Source organism: Methylophaga sp. F7, from assembly GCF_056863975.1.
In genome coordinates this window covers 38,680-54,906 of record NZ_CM166511.1, presented here as the reverse complement: position 1 = coordinate 54,906, position 16,227 = coordinate 38,680, and the positions used below count along the sequence as shown (strand labels likewise).

Annotated in this window: 19 protein-coding genes and 1 pseudogene; 16 read left to right on the top strand and 4 right to left on the bottom strand. The window is 44.6% G+C overall.

Annotated features, from left to right (window positions below):
* Positions 1–52: 52 nt before the first annotated feature.
* From AC08OG_RS00280 to AC08OG_RS00225, 12 genes and pseudogenes are all read left to right on the top strand, one after another.
* Positions 53–427: an ATP synthase subunit I gene (locus AC08OG_RS00280; RefSeq protein ID WP_292358496.1), complete on the top strand. Its 375-nt coding sequence runs from the start codon at positions 53–55 to the stop codon at positions 425–427.
* A 7-nt stretch (positions 428–434) separates the two neighbouring features.
* Positions 435–1,334 carry a F0F1 ATP synthase subunit A gene (atpB, locus tag AC08OG_RS00275; RefSeq protein WP_292358494.1) on the top strand — a complete coding sequence of 300 codons (900 nt, stop codon included), beginning with the start codon at positions 435–437 and terminating at the stop codon, positions 1,332–1,334.
* A 57-nt stretch (positions 1,335–1,391) separates the two neighbouring features.
* A complete protein-coding gene (gene atpE, locus AC08OG_RS00270) occupies positions 1,392–1,625 on the top strand; it encodes a F0F1 ATP synthase subunit C (RefSeq protein WP_007144166.1) in 234 nt (77 codons plus the stop codon).
* A gap of 45 nt (positions 1,626–1,670) precedes the next feature.
* The gene (locus tag AC08OG_RS00265; RefSeq protein ID WP_014705460.1) at positions 1,671–2,141 is read left to right on the top strand and encodes a F0F1 ATP synthase subunit B; all 471 of its coding nucleotides are present in this window, start codon (positions 1,671–1,673) and stop codon (positions 2,139–2,141) included.
* 12 nt (positions 2,142–2,153) lie between these two features.
* A complete protein-coding gene (locus tag AC08OG_RS00260) occupies positions 2,154–2,684 on the top strand; it encodes a F0F1 ATP synthase subunit delta (RefSeq protein ID WP_286845423.1) in 531 nt (176 codons plus the stop codon).
* A gap of 24 nt (positions 2,685–2,708) precedes the next feature.
* A pseudogene (gene atpA, locus AC08OG_RS00255) lies at positions 2,709–4,249 on the top strand (F0F1 ATP synthase subunit alpha).
* A 14-nt stretch (positions 4,250–4,263) separates the two neighbouring features.
* Positions 4,264–5,130 carry a F0F1 ATP synthase subunit gamma gene (atpG, locus tag AC08OG_RS00250; RefSeq protein WP_292358481.1) on the top strand — a complete coding sequence of 289 codons (867 nt, stop codon included), beginning with the start codon at positions 4,264–4,266 and terminating at the stop codon, positions 5,128–5,130.
* Between the two features lie 50 nt (positions 5,131–5,180).
* Positions 5,181–6,557 carry a F0F1 ATP synthase subunit beta gene (atpD, locus tag AC08OG_RS00245; protein WP_292358479.1) on the top strand — a complete coding sequence of 459 codons (1,377 nt, stop codon included), beginning with the start codon at positions 5,181–5,183 and terminating at the stop codon, positions 6,555–6,557.
* An 18-nt stretch (positions 6,558–6,575) separates the two neighbouring features.
* Positions 6,576–6,998 (top strand): F0F1 ATP synthase subunit epsilon, encoded by a 423-nt coding sequence (locus AC08OG_RS00240; RefSeq protein ID WP_292358477.1) that lies wholly within the window; start codon positions 6,576–6,578, stop codon positions 6,996–6,998.
* Positions 6,999–7,095: 97 nt separating this feature from the next.
* Positions 7,096–8,469, top strand: coding sequence for a bifunctional UDP-N-acetylglucosamine diphosphorylase/glucosamine-1-phosphate N-acetyltransferase GlmU (glmU, locus tag AC08OG_RS00235; RefSeq protein WP_292358475.1), 1,374 nt, complete (start codon positions 7,096–7,098; stop codon positions 8,467–8,469).
* Between the two features lie 98 nt (positions 8,470–8,567).
* Positions 8,568–9,230 (top strand): hypothetical protein, encoded by a 663-nt coding sequence (locus AC08OG_RS00230; RefSeq protein ID WP_292358473.1) that lies wholly within the window; start codon positions 8,568–8,570, stop codon positions 9,228–9,230.
* A 2-nt stretch (positions 9,231–9,232) separates the two neighbouring features.
* Positions 9,233–10,339 (top strand): helix-turn-helix domain-containing protein, encoded by a 1,107-nt coding sequence (locus AC08OG_RS00225; RefSeq protein WP_292358471.1) that lies wholly within the window; start codon positions 9,233–9,235, stop codon positions 10,337–10,339.
* Between the two features lie 314 nt (positions 10,340–10,653).
* Here the strand turns inward: AC08OG_RS00225 and AC08OG_RS00220 are convergent, their stop codons facing one another.
* Positions 10,654–11,067 (bottom strand): ester cyclase, encoded by a 414-nt coding sequence (locus tag AC08OG_RS00220; protein ID WP_482929856.1) that lies wholly within the window; start codon positions 11,065–11,067, stop codon positions 10,654–10,656.
* A 126-nt stretch (positions 11,068–11,193) separates the two neighbouring features.
* Here AC08OG_RS00220 and istA point away from each other — a divergent pair, with 126 nt between their 5' ends.
* From istA to AC08OG_RS00205, 3 genes are all read left to right on the top strand, one after another.
* On the top strand, positions 11,194–12,213 hold the full coding sequence (gene istA / locus AC08OG_RS00215) for an IS21 family transposase (protein WP_482929750.1): 1,020 nt from the start codon (positions 11,194–11,196) through the stop codon (positions 12,211–12,213).
* Complete coding sequence (istB, locus tag AC08OG_RS00210; protein ID WP_482929749.1) at positions 12,210–12,995, top strand: IS21-like element helper ATPase IstB; 786 nt, start codon at positions 12,210–12,212, stop codon at positions 12,993–12,995. Before istA ends, istB begins: the two co-directional genes overlap by 4 nt.
* 237 nt (positions 12,996–13,232) lie before the next feature.
* Entirely contained in the window at positions 13,233–13,601 is a 369-nt protein-coding gene (locus AC08OG_RS00205) for a winged helix-turn-helix transcriptional regulator (protein WP_292358467.1), read from the top strand.
* 31 nt (positions 13,602–13,632) lie between these two features.
* Here the strand turns inward: AC08OG_RS00205 and AC08OG_RS00200 are convergent, their stop codons facing one another.
* Together AC08OG_RS00200 and AC08OG_RS00195 are read right to left on the bottom strand one after the other, a co-directional pair.
* Positions 13,633–14,112, bottom strand: a complete 480-nt coding sequence (locus tag AC08OG_RS00200) for a DMT family transporter (protein ID WP_292412777.1) — start codon at positions 14,110–14,112, stop codon at positions 13,633–13,635.
* 6 nt (positions 14,113–14,118) lie between these two features.
* Complete coding sequence (locus AC08OG_RS00195) at positions 14,119–14,547, bottom strand: DMT family transporter (protein WP_292358464.1); 429 nt, start codon at positions 14,545–14,547, stop codon at positions 14,119–14,121.
* Positions 14,548–14,636: 89 nt separating this feature from the next.
* On the opposite strand from AC08OG_RS00195, the gene AC08OG_RS00190 reads away from it, so the two are divergent.
* A complete protein-coding gene (locus tag AC08OG_RS00190; RefSeq protein ID WP_292397685.1) occupies positions 14,637–15,557 on the top strand; it encodes a LysR family transcriptional regulator in 921 nt (306 codons plus the stop codon).
* Positions 15,558–15,578: 21 nt separating this feature from the next.
* Here the strand turns inward: AC08OG_RS00190 and bfr are convergent, their stop codons facing one another.
* Positions 15,579–16,058 carry a bacterioferritin gene (bfr, locus tag AC08OG_RS00185; protein WP_292358461.1) on the bottom strand — a complete coding sequence of 160 codons (480 nt, stop codon included), beginning with the start codon at positions 16,056–16,058 and terminating at the stop codon, positions 15,579–15,581.
* Positions 16,059–16,227 lie beyond the last annotated feature (169 nt).

The following is a 16,227-nucleotide window of genomic DNA, read 5'->3' as shown; positions in this document are numbered from 1 at the left end:
ATATAATTCCCTGATTTGCTTAAGGCAAAACTAAAAGATCCAGCGGATAGAGATGGAGCAACTAGCCAGAGTCAGGCCCGTAAATCAGCTGCTAATAACACAGGTTATAGCGTTGGTTGTTATTGTGGCTTGTGTCTTATGGTTACATGGCAAGGATGTCGCCATAGCCGTATGCTTTGGGGGCATGATCAGTGTGGTCAACACACTATTGCTGAAATGGCATTTACTGAGAACAGTCGTTAAGGCTGGTGCCAATCCGGCAAAGAATCTCGGTGGCGTATACAGGTGTATTGCAGAACGATGGGTTTTTACCCTGGCCATGTTTGTGGTTGGCTTCGCGGTGTTTGAATTTTCCGCGTTACCGCTCTTGCTCGGCTTCGTCGCGATACAAGTGGTTTTATTGTTTGGAAATATGAAACAGGCTTGAGACAAACATGGCGGAAGAATTAACAACTTCAGGATACATCAAGCATCACCTGCAAAATCTGACCTTTGGTCCGAAACATGAAGAGATAGAGGCAGGCGTTTGGGCTCCAACAGGTGATTATGGTTTTGCAATGTCTTCTGGTGAAGCAGCGCAAATGGGTTTTTGGTCCATCAATGTCGACACCATGTTTATGTCGATTCTACTTGGCGGTTTGATGATGTGGTTCTTCCGCAGCGTTGCCAAGAAAATCTCCGCAGGTGTCCCAACCAATACACAGAATTTCGCAGAATGGATCATTGAATTTATTGATGATTCAGTACGTGGCTCCTTCAGCGGTGGTAAAAACACTCTGGTTGCTCCGATGGCATTAACCATCTTTGTCTGGATTTTCCTGATGAACCTGATGGACTTAATTCCAGTCGATCTCATTCCTTTAGCTGTAGCACACGGCGCATCAGCAATTTTCGGTGTTGATCCTCACGATGTCTTCTTCAAAATCGTCCCAACTACCGATCCAAATGCCACACTCGGCATGGCATTGTTTGTTTTCTTACTCATGCTGTATTACAGCTTCAAAGTCAAAGGCGTCGGTGGTTTCATTGGCGAGTTGACCTTGCAGCCGTTTGGTAAATGGGCGCTGCCTATCAACTTTGTGCTCGAAACTGTCACTTTGATTGCAAAACCATTTTCATTGGCATTACGGTTGTTCGGCAACATGTATGCGGGTGAGATGGTGTTCATTCTGATCGCCACCATGTACGGTGCCGGTCTGGTTCTAGGTTCTTTTGCTGGCCTGTTACAGGTTGGCTGGGCGATTTTCCACATTCTTATTATTACCTTGCAGGCATTTATCTTTATGGTGCTGACCACGGTATATATGGATATGGCGCATCAGGAACATCATTGAGTTTGATTGAGTTGTAACTTTATTTTTTTAGTCTTTAGACGTTTGTAGGAGAGAAAAATGGATATGGGTTTAGTTTATATTGCTGGTGCACTGATGATTGGTTTGGGTGCTCTGGGTGCCGCGATTGGTGTAGGTCTGTTGGGTGGTCGCTTCCTGGAAGCTGCAGCTCGCCAACCTGAATTAGTACCAATGTTGCGTACACAGTTCTTCCTGGTCGCGGGTCTGGTTGACGCGGTACCAATGATCGCTGTTGGTTTGGCAATGTATGTACTGTTCGCGGTAGCTGGTTAAGATCATTAACTCAACTCCCAATAGCGATAAACAAGAGGTACAGGCATGAATATCAATGCAACCTTGATAGGCCAGCTAATTGCCTTTGCGATTTTCGTCGCATTCTGCATGAAGTACGTCTGGCCGCCTATCATGCAGGCGTTGGAAGAACGCAAAAAGAAAATCGCTGATGGTCTGGCTGCGGCAGAACGTGGTCGTCATGAACAAGAGTTGGCAGAAAAACGTGCCCAACAGGTAATTCATGAAGCAAAAGATCAGGCAAGCGAAATTGTTTCTCAGGCTCAACGCCGTGGAAACGAAATTGTCGACGAAGCCAAAGGCACTGCGCGTACTGAAGGTGAGCGTATTCTCACTTCTGCCCGTGCAGAAATTGAGCAGGAAGCAAACCGCGCCCGTGATGAACTGAGAGCACAAGTTGCATCAGTTGCACTGGCAGGTGCTGGCAAAATCCTTAGTCGTGAGATTGATGACAAAGCCCACACCGACCTGCTCGATGAGTTGGTCAGCCAAATCTAGAGGAATCATAGGATGGCAGAATCAATAACCATCGCTCGCCCCTACGCATCAGCCGTATTTGCGATTGCACAAGAAAAAGGCGACATGCAGGCATGGTCTGAACTGCTCACAGTACTGGCGCAATGCGCTGCTACTCCCGAGGTCGAATCCATTTTGGTGAGTCCTGCGGTCAGTGATGAACAGGCAGTCAATCTGCTTGGTGACATTACTGGTGAACTTAGTACAGATGCTCGTAGTTTTCTGCTGCTTCTGGCAGAAAACAATCGACTGCTATTGTTACCGGAAATCGCAGAGCTATATGAAGAGTTACGCGCCGATGCGGAACAAATGCTGACAGCCGATGTAATAACTGCGCGGCCGTTGACAGATGAACAAAAAAGCAAGATTGCAGCCGCACTGAAAAAACGCCTGGGCAAAGAAATTACGCTCAGCGAAAGTGTAGACGAGAGTCTGCTGGGTGGCGCAATCATTCGGGCAGGTGATCTGGTAATTGATGGATCTGCCGTAGGTAAATTGAACAGACTGGCCAGCGCGATAAGCTAAGCGGCCCGTAAAGAGGAAACAGAGATGCAACTGAATTCAGCAGAAATCAGTGACCTGATTAAAAAGCGAATTGAAAGCTTTGACGGGGCTACTGAAGCACGAACAGAAGGCACCGTAGTCGGTGTAACCGATGGTATTGTGCGTATTCATGGTCTTGCCGATGTCATGTCCGGGGAAATGCTTGAGTTTCCAGGCAACACTTTCGGTATGGCTCTTAACCTAGAGCGTGACTCAGTCGGTGCCGTTATTCTGGGCGCTTACCAACATATTTCTGAAGGCGACAAAGTCAAATGTACTGGTCGTATTCTGGAAGTTCCAGTAGGTGAAGGCCTGTTAGGTCGTGTTGTTGACTCACTGGGTAAACCAATTGACGGTAAAGGCGATATTCAAGCCAGCGGTTCTTCTCCAATTGAGAAAGTAGCGCCAGGCGTTATTGCTCGTAAGTCAGTTGACCAGCCATTACAAACCGGTTTGAAATCCATCGATGCGATGATCCCAGTCGGTCGTGGTCAACGTGAGTTGATTATCGGTGACCGCCAAACGGGTAAAACAGCTATCGCAGTTGATGCCATCATCAATCAGAAAGGTACAGGCGTTAAATGTATCTATGTAGCGATTGGTCAAAAAGCGTCTTCTATTGCGAACGTGGTTCGTAAACTGGAAGAACACGATGCACTGGGTCACACCATCATCGTTGCGGCTTCTGCTTCTGATTCAGCTGCTTTGCAATTTATTGCTCCTTACGCGGGTTGCTCAATGGGCGAATACTTCCGTGATAAAGGCGAAGATGCACTGATCATCTATGATGACTTAACCAAACAAGCCTGGGCTTACCGTCAGGTATCCTTGTTGTTACGTCGTCCACCAGGTCGTGAAGCTTATCCTGGTGACGTTTTCTACCTTCACTCACGCTTGCTGGAACGTGCAGCACGTGTAAACGAAGATTACGTAGAAAAACTCACTAATGGTGAAGTGAAAGGTAAAACCGGTTCTTTGACTGCGTTACCTATCATTGAAACTCAGGCGGGTGACGTTTCTGCTTTCGTACCGACCAACGTAATTTCGATTACAGACGGTCAGATCTTCCTGAAACTGACTTGTTCAACGCCGGTATCCGTCCTGCGATTAACGCGGGTCTGTCGGTATCACGTGTTGGTGGTGCCGCTCAAACCAAGATCATCAAGAAACTGGGTGGTGGTGTTCGTCTTGATTTGGCTCAGTATCGTGAACTGGCAGCGTTTGCTCAGTTTGCTTCTGACCTTGATGAAGCAACCCGCGCACAAATCAGCCGTGGTCAACGTGTTACCGAGTTGATGAAACAGAAACAATATCAACCATTATCAATTGCTGAAATGGCGATTTCATTGTTCTCAGCCAACGAAGGCTTCCTGGATGATGTTGACGTCAGCAAAGTCGGTTCATTTGAAGCGTCACTGCTGTCAACCATGCGTTCACAGCATGCTGAGCTGATGGACACAATCAACACTACTGGTAATTTTGATGACAATATCGCTGGCCAAATGCGCAGCGCGATTGAAAAATTCAAAGCCAACGGTAGCTGGTAAGCGAGGCATAATTCATGGCTAGCGGTAAAGAGATACGTACGCAGATAGCAAGCATCAAGAGCACGCAGAAGATAACCTCTGCGATGGAAATGGTGGCTGCCAGTAAAATGCGTAAGGCTCAGGAACGCATGGCGGCAACACGTCCTTATGCTGACAAGATCTTAAATGTTATTCAGCATTTGGCGTTTGCCAATCCGGAATACAGACATCCTTATTTGCAGGATCGTGAAGAGAAACAACGTGTAGGTTATATCGTGGTTTCTTCGGATCGTGGTTTGTGCGGTGGTTTGAACAATAATCTGTTCAAGGAAGTGCTGCACGAAATCAAATCCAAGTCAGATAAAGGCCTGCAGGTTGATATCTGTGCAATTGGCCAAAAAGCCTCAACATTCTTCAGCCGCTTGCCAGTGAACATGGTTGCACAGGTTACCCAATTGGGTGATGCACCACGCGTTCATGAATTGATTGGTAGCATCAAGGTTATGTTGGATGCTTACGAATCAGGTCATATTGATAGTCTGTACCTTGTTTATAACCAGTTTGTGAACACCATGACGCAGGAAGACACATTTATTCGTCTTCTGCCTGCGACACCTGGTGCGCCAAGCGAGGAAATGTCCCATCACTGGGATTATATTTACGAGCCGGATGCGAAAGAAGTTTTGGATGATTTGCTGGTCCGTTACATCGAGTCAGTGGTTTATCAAGGCGTTGTTGAAAACATTGCTTCTGAACAAGCATCGCGCATGATTGCGATGAAAAATGCGTCTGACAATGCCGGCGATCTTATTGATGACCTGCAACTGGTTTACAACAAAGCTCGCCAGGCTGCGATTACACAGGAAATCTCTGAGATTGTTGCGGGTGCCGCTGCGGTCTAACTGAATTAAAAGGGCTGAGCAGCCCGAACTTATTTGAAAGAGGAAGCAAGATGAGCTCTGGAAAGATTGTACAAATTATCGGTGCGGTCGTTGACGTGGAATTTCCCCGCGACAGTCTGCCAAATATCTATGATGCCTTGATGGTTGAAGAGGCTGGTTTAACCCTTGAAGTACAGCAACAGCTTGGCGACGGCGTAGTCCGGACCATTGCAATGGGTACTACAGACGGCTTGAAGCGCAGCTTAGCTGTATCAAATACCGGTAAAGCTATCAGCGTACCAGTCGGTCAAAAAACACTGGGCCGTATCATGGACGTATTGGGTAACCCAATCGACGAGAAAGGCGACATCGGTGAAGAAGAGCGTTGGGGTATCCACCGTAAAGCACCTTCATTTGATGAACTGTCTGCCAGTAACGAATTGCTGGAAACCGGTATAAAAGTAATCGACTTGGTATGCCCGTTTGCTAAGGGTGGTAAAGTTGGTCTGTTTGGTGGTGCCGGTGTAGGTAAAACCGTCAACATGATGGAGCTTATCCGTAACATCGCTATCGAGCATAGTGGTTTCTCGGTATTCGCTGGTGTAGGTGAGCGTACTCGTGAAGGTAACGACTTCTACCACGAAATGACTGACTCAAACGTTATCGATAAAGTATCACTGGTTTACGGTCAGATGAATGAGCCACCTGGTAACCGTCTGCGTGTTGCGTTGACTGGTCTGACCATGGCGGAATTCTTCCGTGACGAAGGTCGTGACGTATTGTTCTTCGTTGATAACATCTACCGTTACACATTGGCCGGTACTGAAGTATCTGCATTGTTGGGTCGTATGCCTTCTGCGGTAGGTTACCAGCCAACATTGGCTGAAGAGATGGGTGTATTACAAGAACGTATTACATCTACTAAGACTGGCTCTATCACCTCTATCCAAGCGGTATATGTACCTGCGGATGACTTGACTGACCCATCTCCTGCAACAACATTCGCTCACTTGGACGCAACAGTTGTACTGTCACGTTCAATTGCTGAATTGGGTATCTACCCTGCGATTGACCCACTTGACTCAACATCACGTCAATTGGATCCATTGGTTGTTGGTAACGAGCATTATGATATTGCCCGTGGTGTTCAAAACACGCTGCAACGTTATAAAGAACTGAAAGATATTATCGCGATCCTGGGTATGGATGAATTGTCTGAAGAAGACAAACTGTCTGTATCACGTGCTCGTAAAATTCAGCGTTTCATGTCACAGCCATTCTTCGTTGCTGAAGTATTTACCGGTGCACCAGGTAAATACGTTTCACTGAAAGATACCTTGGCTGGTTTCCGTGGCATTCTGGATGGTGAATATGATTCACTGCCAGAACAAGCGTTCTACATGGTTGGCACCATTGATGAAGCGATTGAGAAAGCCAAAAAGTACTAATCTCTTGGGAGGTAGCTGATGGCTATGACAATTCATGTTGACATCGTAAGTGCTGAAGAATCCATTTATTCTGGATTGGTAGAAGCGGTAATTGCCTCGGCACAAGAGGGTGAGGTGGGTATTTACCCACGTCACGCTCCATTGCTGACACGTTTAAAAGCCGGCGAAGTGCGTTTACTGAAAGATGGTAAGGAAGAGCAGTTTTATATTTCCGGTGGCATTTTAGAAGTTCAGCCACACATCGTCACTATTCTGGCCGATACCGCATTACGCGCTGATGACGTTAATGAAGCCGCTGCTTTGGAAGCCAAAGCAGCAGCTGAAAAAGCGCTAAATGATAAATCTGCTAAACTGGACTTTGCTGAAGCACAAGTTCAATTGGCAGAAGCAATGGCACAGTTACGCGCCATTGAAAGAGCACGTAAAACACGTAAGCATTAATCACGAAAGTGATGACCCAAAAAAGGCTGTCTTCGGACGGCCTTTTTTGTTTCCAGGTCTTTGCTAAACTACAAAGCTGTTACAAGGAATCTCCATTATGTCTCTGGCTATTATTATTCTCGCTGCCGGTAAAGGCACCCGCATGAAATCCGCCAAACCCAAGGTGATGCACACCCTGGCGGGTAAACCCATGTTACAACACGTCATTGATACCGCTAAACAGCTTTCTCCAAGCCAGTTAGCCGTAGTCTCTGGTAATGGTGCTGACGAAGTCGTGCCGTTCCTGCAAAATCAGCAAATCGATGTTGTGATGCAGCATGAACAAAAAGGCACCGGTCACGCAGTAGAGCAGGCCAAAGCCAGCTTTGTTAACAGTGAACAGGTGTTGGTGTTATACGGTGATGTACCGTTGATCACAGCGGATACGCTACAGGATTTGATTGAATCTGGTGATAACAACAGCCTGAAAGTACTGACAGCGATATTGGAAGATCCCACCGGCTATGGCCGTATTGTTCGTGATTATGATGACAATATGTTGTGTATCACCGAAGAAAAAGATGCCGACGAAGAAACCAAACTAATCAATGAAATCAACACCGGCATTATGTGTATTCCGGCTAAGTGGCTCACCGAAGCCTTATCACAGCTCGATAACAATAATACCCAGGGTGAATACTATCTGACCGATTTGATTGCCAAAGCGGTTAATCAGGGCATCGAAATTAACTCAGTCACCTGTGAAGATGAAATGGAAGTGGCTGGTATCAATAATCGCGTGCAGCTGGCTGAGGTTGAAAGTTATTATCAGCAGCTCAAAGCAACAGAATTGATGATGTCAGGTGTCACTTTCCGTGATCCGGCACGGGTGGATATCCGTGGAGATATCAAAGCAGGACAGGATATCACCATCGATATCAACGTGATTTTCGAAGGCAATAATACCATCGCCGATAATGTCAGCATCGGTGCCAACTGCATTCTTATTAATAGCACCATCCATGAAGGGGCGGAAATCCTGCCAAACAGCATTATCGAAAATGCCGAAGTGGGTACTAACTGCTCAGTAGGACCCTTTGCCAGACTACGTCCCGGCACCAAGCTCGCCGCCAAAGCCAAAGTCGGTAACTTTGTGGAAGTTAAAAATGCCAATATTGGTTTAGGTTCTAAAATCAATCATCTCAGTTATATCGGTGATACGGATATGGGGGCAGATGTAAATATTGGGGCAGGTACAATAACCTGTAACTATGATGGGGCGAATAAACATCGTACTGTAATTGGTGATCGGGTGTTTGTGGGATCGGATACGCAGTTAGTTGCGCCTGTCACTGTTGAGGATGGGGCGACGATTGGGGCTGGATCAACGATTCGGAAAACGGCACCTGCAGATTCGTTGACGTTGACTAAGTCGGAGCAGAAGACGGTTAAGGGGTGGCAGCGGCCGATAAAAAAGAAAAACACTGGTTAACAAATTAGATTAAACCCTCCTTTCTAGTTGACAAAATAAAAAATAAGCAATATTCTGGCCGGCATGCATATGCACTCATCTCTAGAGGTCTCGTAATTATGTCAACAGAATTTAAATCTCCTTTCGAAGTTTGCTCGGCCTTTAACGAGGAGCAGTTAAATATAATAGCACGCGAGATTTTAGATATTGCAGAGCAGACAAGGCTATCAAACACTGGTGAATACGACGACAGGTATACATTTGAGACAACTTTACATGGAAGACTTAGACAGTTATTTATTAAGCTCAGCCATGATGCCGGAAAACCTTGGCTAACCTTAGCTAGTACAGGCATGGACTACGTGCCCAAACTTAATAATATACCTTTAAGGGTTTTTAGAGATGAGCCTCGCTCTCCCCGCAAAAGAATAAAAATCTTTAACCAGAATGAAATAGAAAAAGGTCAATTAGTCCTTTTATTAGAAGATTATGATGAATATGAACAAAGTAATCAGGATCTCTACTGGAGATTAATGGTCGTAGCTCCAACAGTTATAGGTATTGGAGACGAGATTGTTGATTTAGAAGATGACTTTAAAGTAGCCCTAGCTGGCTATCACCCTATTAATAATTCTTTGGTGTCATTGTGGTATTCGGATGACAGAGTCAACAATAAATTCCAATCCGTTGGAGATAGGTTAATTCAAGAAAAGCCAATCGAGAGAAAACAAGTAGCTTTAAAAATAATAGAAAAACAAAAAACAGAACATTCGGATAAGTAAAAATGAATGAAATTCAAGGTCTGCAAATATATCGCAGCGATAAGCTCCGTTTGGCAAGGCTTGCTAAAGGACTTTCTTTAGATAATATTGGTTCAATTCTCAATGTAACAAGACAAAATGTCTCCAAAATGGAGTCAGGACAAGAGCCTAAAGATTCACAATTTGAGCTGCTATGCAAGGAGCTAGGTGTAGAAAAGAGTTTTTTTTATTCTGAACGAGGAGCACCAGTTGTTGAAGAGCAGTGCCACTTCAGAAGTATAAGAACTAGAACAAAGACAATTACAAACACAGTCATGGCTAGAGCGGAGATTTTGACAAATCTTATTTCTGAAATTGAGAGTTATTACGATTTAAATGATTTTCGAGTAAATTTTGATAATGATTTTGAAAATATTAACGCTGCAAGTATTGAAAAACTATCTGATTTATTAAGGCGAGAATGGGAGTTAGGTTTAGGTCCTATTTCTGACATAACAATTGTTTTAGAAAATGCAGGTGTAATTATTACTACGGTCGATGGGGTTGATGAAAAAGTTGATGCCTTTTCATTATCAACAAAGCGTCCAATTATTATTCGTAATAATGCCAAAAATAATCCATGTAGGTATCGCTTTGACTTAGCACATGAATTAGGTCATTTAATTATGCATGAGGGCATTGATACAGGCTGTAAATTAACAGAAAAACAGGCTAACTATTTTGCTAGTGCTTTCTTAATGCCGAAAGTAACCTTCAGTAAGGCAATAGAAAGCTTTCCAATAACCAGAGGTACTAAGAGCTTAAATTGGAAAAATATCTATAAATTGAAACTGTATTTCAAGGTTAGTTTCAAAGCGTTATTATTCAGAGCCAAGACTTTAGGTCTGGTATCTGAAGATCAGATGCGTTCTGGTTATATGTATATTAATAAAAAGGGATGGGCAAAAGGTGAACCATTAGATGAACAAATTCCATTTGAACAGCCTGCGTTATTGGAATCAATGATTAATGGGATTGGCTTCGGATCATGGAAAAGAGTTTTAGTAAAATTAGGTTTAACTGAGAATGTCATAAAAGAGTTTTTGCCAGACATTAGCTTTCCCGAGAATAAATTGAGAGCAGTAAAATAAGTAAAGTACATGCTTCATGAGATTAAGCTGAATATCTCAACCTCATTTATTTCGCATGATTGCGAGTCAGGGAATTGCGTGCCCAATTCCCTAACAACCCAAGGGCACCCCTTGTGCTGGCCTGCGGCTTCCCAATAAAAATAGTTATCTCAGGGAAATCGAAAAACTCGCTGCGCTCAAACATTCCGATTTCTAATCCTGAGATAACTATTTTTATCGGCAGCACAAAAGGGGATTTGGGAAGTAGCAGTTCGTTTGGTTACTGAAAATAAAGCAAAAAAAGCAGAGCCGAAGCCCTGCTTTTTGAATAACGATTACTTAGCTTGTAACTGAGTGAATAAGGTATGCAAATCCATCACATCCCAATGTTCAGCTAATTTTCCATCTTCAATTCTGAAGATATCAATCGCATCAAACTTATACTCGGCTTGAGTGGCTGGAATGCCCAGCCATTCATTTTCATGGGTACCTGAATAAGTCCCGTAGACCCAAACGAATTCATCATTAGCGATGATGTTTTTCAGCTCATAATGAAAGTCGGGGATAGCGGCAAACCAGTCAGCAAAAAAGGCTTTAAATCCTTCGCTGCCTTGGGCGACGGCAGGGTTATGCTGGATGTAATCTTTTTTCATATATGCATCCAGATTAGAGAGGTCTTTATTAACAAATACCTCGCCAGCAAAATTGCTCAACAAAGTTAAGTTTGGGTTTGTGTTTTGATCAGCCATTGCGTGTGTTCCACTAAATAATTGTCATCGACAATGTAAAACTGCCCCACTAACGACAATCAAAAATTGACCCACCTGAGGCAAAATGGCCGTCATTTGTAACGACAGGATGGCGGTTGAAATGCGATGTTAAATCAGGAGTCATTAGTGGAAATACATGTATTACACCGGCAGGGTCACAGTATCCGCGCCATCAGTAGGCAACTCGGGATCGCCAGGAACACAGTCCGTAATTATCTGCGTGACCAAGCCCGTTCACCCAGTTATGGTCCACGCGAAGAAAGACCATCAAAACTGGACCCGTTTAAACCTTATTTACTTGAACGTATTGCGGCAGCAAAACCTTATTGGATCCCCGCCACGGTATTGTTCAGGGAAATCAAAGAGCAAGGCTTTACTGGTCAGGAAGGTATCGTCAAAAACTACATCCGGCAGTTCAAACCAACGTTACAAGAAGATGTGGTTCGGTTTGAAACCCTGCCGGGTCAACAGATGCAGGTCGACTTTACCACTATCCGACGGGGACGCAGCAAACTCAAAGCCTTTGTTGCCACACTCGGTTACAGTCGGGCGAGTTTTGTACGGTTCAGCAGTCATGAGCGTCAAGAGGACTGGCTCACGGGAATAGAAGCCGCCTTGCAGTACTTCGGCGGTGTGCCCAAAGAGATCCTGTTTGATAATGCCAAGTGCATCATGATTGAACGCGATGCATATGGTGATGGTCGCCACCGCTGGAACGACAAGTTGCTGCAGTTAGCAGCAGACTATAGTTTTCGCCTTCGTGCCTGTCGGCCCTACCGGGCGAAAACCAAGGGAAAGGTCGAGCGCTTTAACGGTTATCTGAAAAACAGCTTTATCACACCGCTGGCAGCTACTCTGAAACAAGCGGGACTGGTGCTGGATGTTGATACGGCTAATGGTCAAGTCGGTCCCTGGTTACGAGAGGTAGCACATCAGCGCTGCCATGGCACCACCGGACAGCAGCCGCAAACGCTGTTGATTAAAGAGCAGTTGGCATTGGCTGACTTACCGGCATGCGTGATTAAAGAAAAACACGTTGCTTTCCCATCTCGTCACGCTCTCCCGATTGAGAGTCTGCAGCATCCGCTAAGCACCTACGACCAGTTGCTGGAGATGAGCCGATGAACTTGCAGATGGCACGGATTGAGCGGGCCTGTGAAGAACTCAAACTCAATACGATGGCAGTGGAATGGTCAGCGGTGGCCGATACCGCAGCGGGTAAAGGCGCTACACTAGCCGACTTTTTGGAGCAGCTGCTTAACCTTGAAGTGGATGCCAGAACGCAGCGGACACGTGAGACCTTGCAGAAATTTGCCGGATTGCCAGCAATTAAATCGTTTGAGGACTACGACTTCAACTTTGCCACCGGTGCACCCAAAAAGCAATTGCAGGAACTCAATAGCCTGGCGTTTATCGAACGGGCCGAAAACATTGTTCTGCTCGGTCCGAGTGGTGTCGGCAAAAGCCATCTGGCCATTGCTTATGCTTGCAAAGCGATTCAAAAAGGTATCAAAGTACGCTTTATCACAGCAGCCGACCTGATGTTGCAACTGGCTACTGCGAAGAAGCAGGATCGACTGGAAGGTTATCTGAAACGCAGTGTGCTGGGGCCCAAACTGTTGGTCATTGACGAAATTGGTTATTTGCCCTTCGGGCATGAAGAGGCCACCTTGTTCTTCAATGTGATTGCTAAGCGCTATGAACAAGGCAGCGTGATAGTGACCAGTAATTTACCATTTTCACAATGGGCAACAGCTTTTGCCAATGATCAGGCACTCACAGCAGCATTACTCGACCGGCTTTTACACCACGCACATATTGTGCAGATCTCAGGAAACAGTTATCGATTGAAAGGAAAGAAAACTGCTGGGATAGCCCCAGTAACGTATAAACAAATTAACGAATAGTCGCCAAGGGTGGGTCAATTTTACTTTGTCGGAAAGTGGGTCAAAATTGGATTGTCGTTGACAAATAATAAAGTTGTAAATGCGATGATGTTTAAAAAATAACGTTTCATGATGTTTTCCTTTGAGTTGCTTTTAATTGGCAAGAGAAATACTATGAGTGACGGTATCTTTCCGCAAGAAGGCACTTTAAAGTGCTATACATACTAAAAAGTGACTATAAAATGGAAACAATGGCTTATGGCTGAATGGAATGTCTATAATAAAAACTGTCCCACCCGTTTAGTGCTGGATCGGATTGCGGATAAGTGGACAGTACTTACTGTGGGGGCTTTGGCTGAAGAGACAAAACGCTTCGGGCAGCTACGTCGGGAGCTGGATGGTATTTCACAGAAAATGCTGACGCAAACCCTTCGAGGACTGGAACGTGATGGCCTGGTTAACCGTAAGGTCTATCCGACCGTTCCACCAAAAGTGGAGTATTCATTAACACCGCTTGGGCAAACTCTGATCGATTTATTAGATGGCATTAAAAATTGGTCAGAAGGTAATATTGAGTATGTACTGGAAGCTCAGCAGGCTTATGACACCCTACCGAATGAGTTCTAATATTTATAAAAAACCACTCGTTTTAATTTATTTACTGTTCATTTAATAGAAGTGCTGCTTCGCGTCTTTTATTGCTCAAATAAATCATGGCTATCGCGCCAATCAATAATATAGCCGCAAGATAACGTTCTGCATCAAGGGTGATTACGGCGTTATTCAGCCAGCCAAAGTGGTCAATCAATAAACTCATCATCAATTGGCCGGAGATAACCGAAACGGTAGTGCCTGCGATACCTATTCTCGGCACGGCGAAGACGACAACGACCATATATACCACACCGAATAACGCACCGATAAGTTGCCATTTCGGAGCGGTGAGTAGTGTTTGATCGTGGGGAGATTCAAAAAAGAAAAACAGCAGAAAGGTTATCGCAAAGCCGACAATAAACGTCAGCCATGAGCTGGCGATGACGCCGACTTTATTACCAAGATTACCGTTTATTGAGGATTGCACCGATAAAGCAATGCCGCCGAGTGTAAGCATTAAGATGGTTAATGTGAATGTCATCATGTGTTCCTAACTTAATAACCAAAGAGCGGACAGAATCATGACGATAGCCATGATGCGATAAGGATCAATGGATCGTTTTACCGAGCCCAGTAGACCGTAGTGATCAATGACCAGACTCATGGCGATTTGTCCCAGTAACACGCTGGTCATGGTGACACCGAGACCAACAATGGGCGTGCCAATTGTCAGAAACACTACATACAACGGTCCTAATACGCCGCCAGTTAATAACCATTTGGGTTGATTAAACAATTTGTTGAGATCGGTTTTGACAAAAAAGATCAGGATCAGTGACAAAATAATTGAGCCGATCATAAAGATGGATAAGGTGGCCGCGAGATGACCGACTTGAATACCCAATGGTCCCAGCAATCCGGCTTCAATGGACAACCCCATCCCAGCGATGAGTACCAATAGGTAAATAATGATCTGCACGAATGTCGTTTCCTGAGTAAAAGTTGTGGTGATTGTCTATTGATGCTTAAATTCAATCAATAACGTAAATAACAATAGATAATTGCACTATGAGCATGAATGTTTTGAAAGTATTTGTGGCTGTGGCACAGGCAGGTAGCTTTGTAGCTGCTTCAAGAGTATTGGATTTACCGCCTTCATCTGTTTCACGTTATATCGCTGGATTGGAAAAATCATTGGGTCAGCGGTTGTTTTATCGTCATACTCGAGCGGTCAAGCTAACGGAAGTGGGGGAGATCTATTTTGCTGAGGTCAGAGAAGCACTGATTAGTATTGAACTGGCAACCGAGCTTGCTAAGGGAAGTGCTTTGGTGCCCCAAGGCAATCTAAAAATCAATGCTCCAGTGTCTTTTGGACGATTGCATCTAACCAAATTACTTCACAAGTTTCAGCGACAATATAAAGATATAAACATCGAGCTGGTATTAACAGATAGTTATATTGATCCGATCATCGAGGGCGTGGATGTTGTAATCCGTATTGGGGGAATGGCCGATTCCAGTTTGAACTATAAAAAAATTGCCAATGAAAAGTATGATTTGTGTGCTGCACCTGAGTATGTGGATTCAATGGCTGAGCTGTCAGAACCAAAGGGGCTGATTCAGCATAATTGTCTAATTTATAAGGGCAGTATGGGACGGCGGAGCTGGTTTTTTAGACCCAATGCAGAGGCAAAATTTGAAGGCATTGAGGTCACCGGAAATTTATATAGTAACAATGCCGATATTCTGGTTGATGCGGCCGTTGCAGGGCAAGGAATTGTGTTGTTCCCACGCTGGCTGATAAGCAAGTATCTTCAATCCGGTGAATTGGTGCCTTTACTACAATCATGGGAAGCATCAGAAAAAGCCGAACCACAAAAGATTTATGCGCTTTATCCAGCGAATCGGTTGAAATCTTCTAAAGTCAGATATTTTCTAGATGCTATGTCAGGCTACTTTGGCGAAGAGAAACCGTATTGGGATGCGTAAAATCAATTAAAAAATAGTCATTTATGCTTCAGCTAGCGTCATGGCTTGCTGGTAATTTCTCAAACCCATTTTATCAATTAACCCTAGCTGTTGTTCCAACCAATGGGTGTGATCTAGTTCGGTATCTTCCAGTTGTTTAAGTAACATCTGGCGTGTTTCGTAATCATCTTCTTTTTCACACAGCGCGATACCTTCCCGCAGATTTTTGACCACAGCGTATTCCAGATCCAGATCGTTTTGCAGCATTTCCGGTACGGTGTGACCTACACGTAACGGTTCGCGGTGTGTCAGGTCGGGCATGCCTTCCAGAAACAAAATACGCTTGATCATCTGATCGGCATGGTCGGTTTCATCCTGCATTTCATGAGAAATACGGTTATATAATCGTGTCAGCCCCCAGTCTTCGTATATTCTGGAATGAATGAAATATTGGTCCATCGCGGTCAGTTCACCGGCGAGGAGGTTATTAAGTAAATCAATGACTTTTTGGCTGCCTTTCATAAGCGTTTTCCTTTTGGTAATCAAGTTTGGGCTGAGGCGTTATTTTATGTAAAGCTTGACTCATCAACTGGCACTTGTCACGGGTATTTGCCAATTTAAACAAATTTGTACGGCAAAGCTTGCAACACACTTAAACCAAAATCCGTTTTGTGATTTCAAACATACAAAT

What these genes read in the sequence shown, in the direction of transcription:
- glmU (WP_292358475.1), top strand. Translation starts at nt 7,096, where the DNA reads ATGTCTCTGGCTATTATTATTCTCGCTGCCGGTAAAGGCACCCGCATG.
- AC08OG_RS00205 (WP_292358467.1), top strand. Translation starts at nt 13,233, where the DNA reads ATGGCTGAATGGAATGTCTATAATAAAAACTGTCCCACCCGTTTAGTG.
- bfr (WP_292358461.1), bottom strand. Translation starts at nt 16,058, where the DNA reads ATGAAAGGCAGCCAAAAAGTCATTGATTTACTTAATAACCTCCTCGCC.
- AC08OG_RS00240 (WP_292358477.1), top strand. Translation starts at nt 6,576, where the DNA reads ATGGCTATGACAATTCATGTTGACATCGTAAGTGCTGAAGAATCCATT.
- atpB (WP_292358494.1), top strand. Translation starts at nt 435, where the DNA reads ATGGCGGAAGAATTAACAACTTCAGGATACATCAAGCATCACCTGCAA.
- AC08OG_RS00220 (WP_482929856.1), bottom strand. Translation starts at nt 11,067, where the DNA reads ATGGCTGATCAAAACACAAACCCAAACTTAACTTTGTTGAGCAATTTT.
- atpE (WP_007144166.1), top strand. Translation starts at nt 1,392, where the DNA reads ATGGATATGGGTTTAGTTTATATTGCTGGTGCACTGATGATTGGTTTG.
- AC08OG_RS00225 (WP_292358471.1), top strand. Translation starts at nt 9,233, where the DNA reads ATGAATGAAATTCAAGGTCTGCAAATATATCGCAGCGATAAGCTCCGT.
- AC08OG_RS00230 (WP_292358473.1), top strand. Translation starts at nt 8,568, where the DNA reads ATGTCAACAGAATTTAAATCTCCTTTCGAAGTTTGCTCGGCCTTTAAC.
- AC08OG_RS00200 (WP_292412777.1), bottom strand. Translation starts at nt 14,112, where the DNA reads ATGATGACATTCACATTAACCATCTTAATGCTTACACTCGGCGGCATT.
- AC08OG_RS00265 (WP_014705460.1), top strand. Translation starts at nt 1,671, where the DNA reads ATGAATATCAATGCAACCTTGATAGGCCAGCTAATTGCCTTTGCGATT.
- istA (WP_482929750.1), top strand. Translation starts at nt 11,194, where the DNA reads ATGTTAAATCAGGAGTCATTAGTGGAAATACATGTATTACACCGGCAG.
- AC08OG_RS00190 (WP_292397685.1), top strand. Translation starts at nt 14,637, where the DNA reads ATGAGCATGAATGTTTTGAAAGTATTTGTGGCTGTGGCACAGGCAGGT.
- atpD (WP_292358479.1), top strand. Translation starts at nt 5,181, where the DNA reads ATGAGCTCTGGAAAGATTGTACAAATTATCGGTGCGGTCGTTGACGTG.
- atpG (WP_292358481.1), top strand. Translation starts at nt 4,264, where the DNA reads ATGGCTAGCGGTAAAGAGATACGTACGCAGATAGCAAGCATCAAGAGC.
- istB (WP_482929749.1), top strand. Translation starts at nt 12,210, where the DNA reads ATGAACTTGCAGATGGCACGGATTGAGCGGGCCTGTGAAGAACTCAAA.
- AC08OG_RS00260 (WP_286845423.1), top strand. Translation starts at nt 2,154, where the DNA reads ATGGCAGAATCAATAACCATCGCTCGCCCCTACGCATCAGCCGTATTT.
- AC08OG_RS00280 (WP_292358496.1), top strand. Translation starts at nt 53, where the DNA reads ATGGAGCAACTAGCCAGAGTCAGGCCCGTAAATCAGCTGCTAATAACA.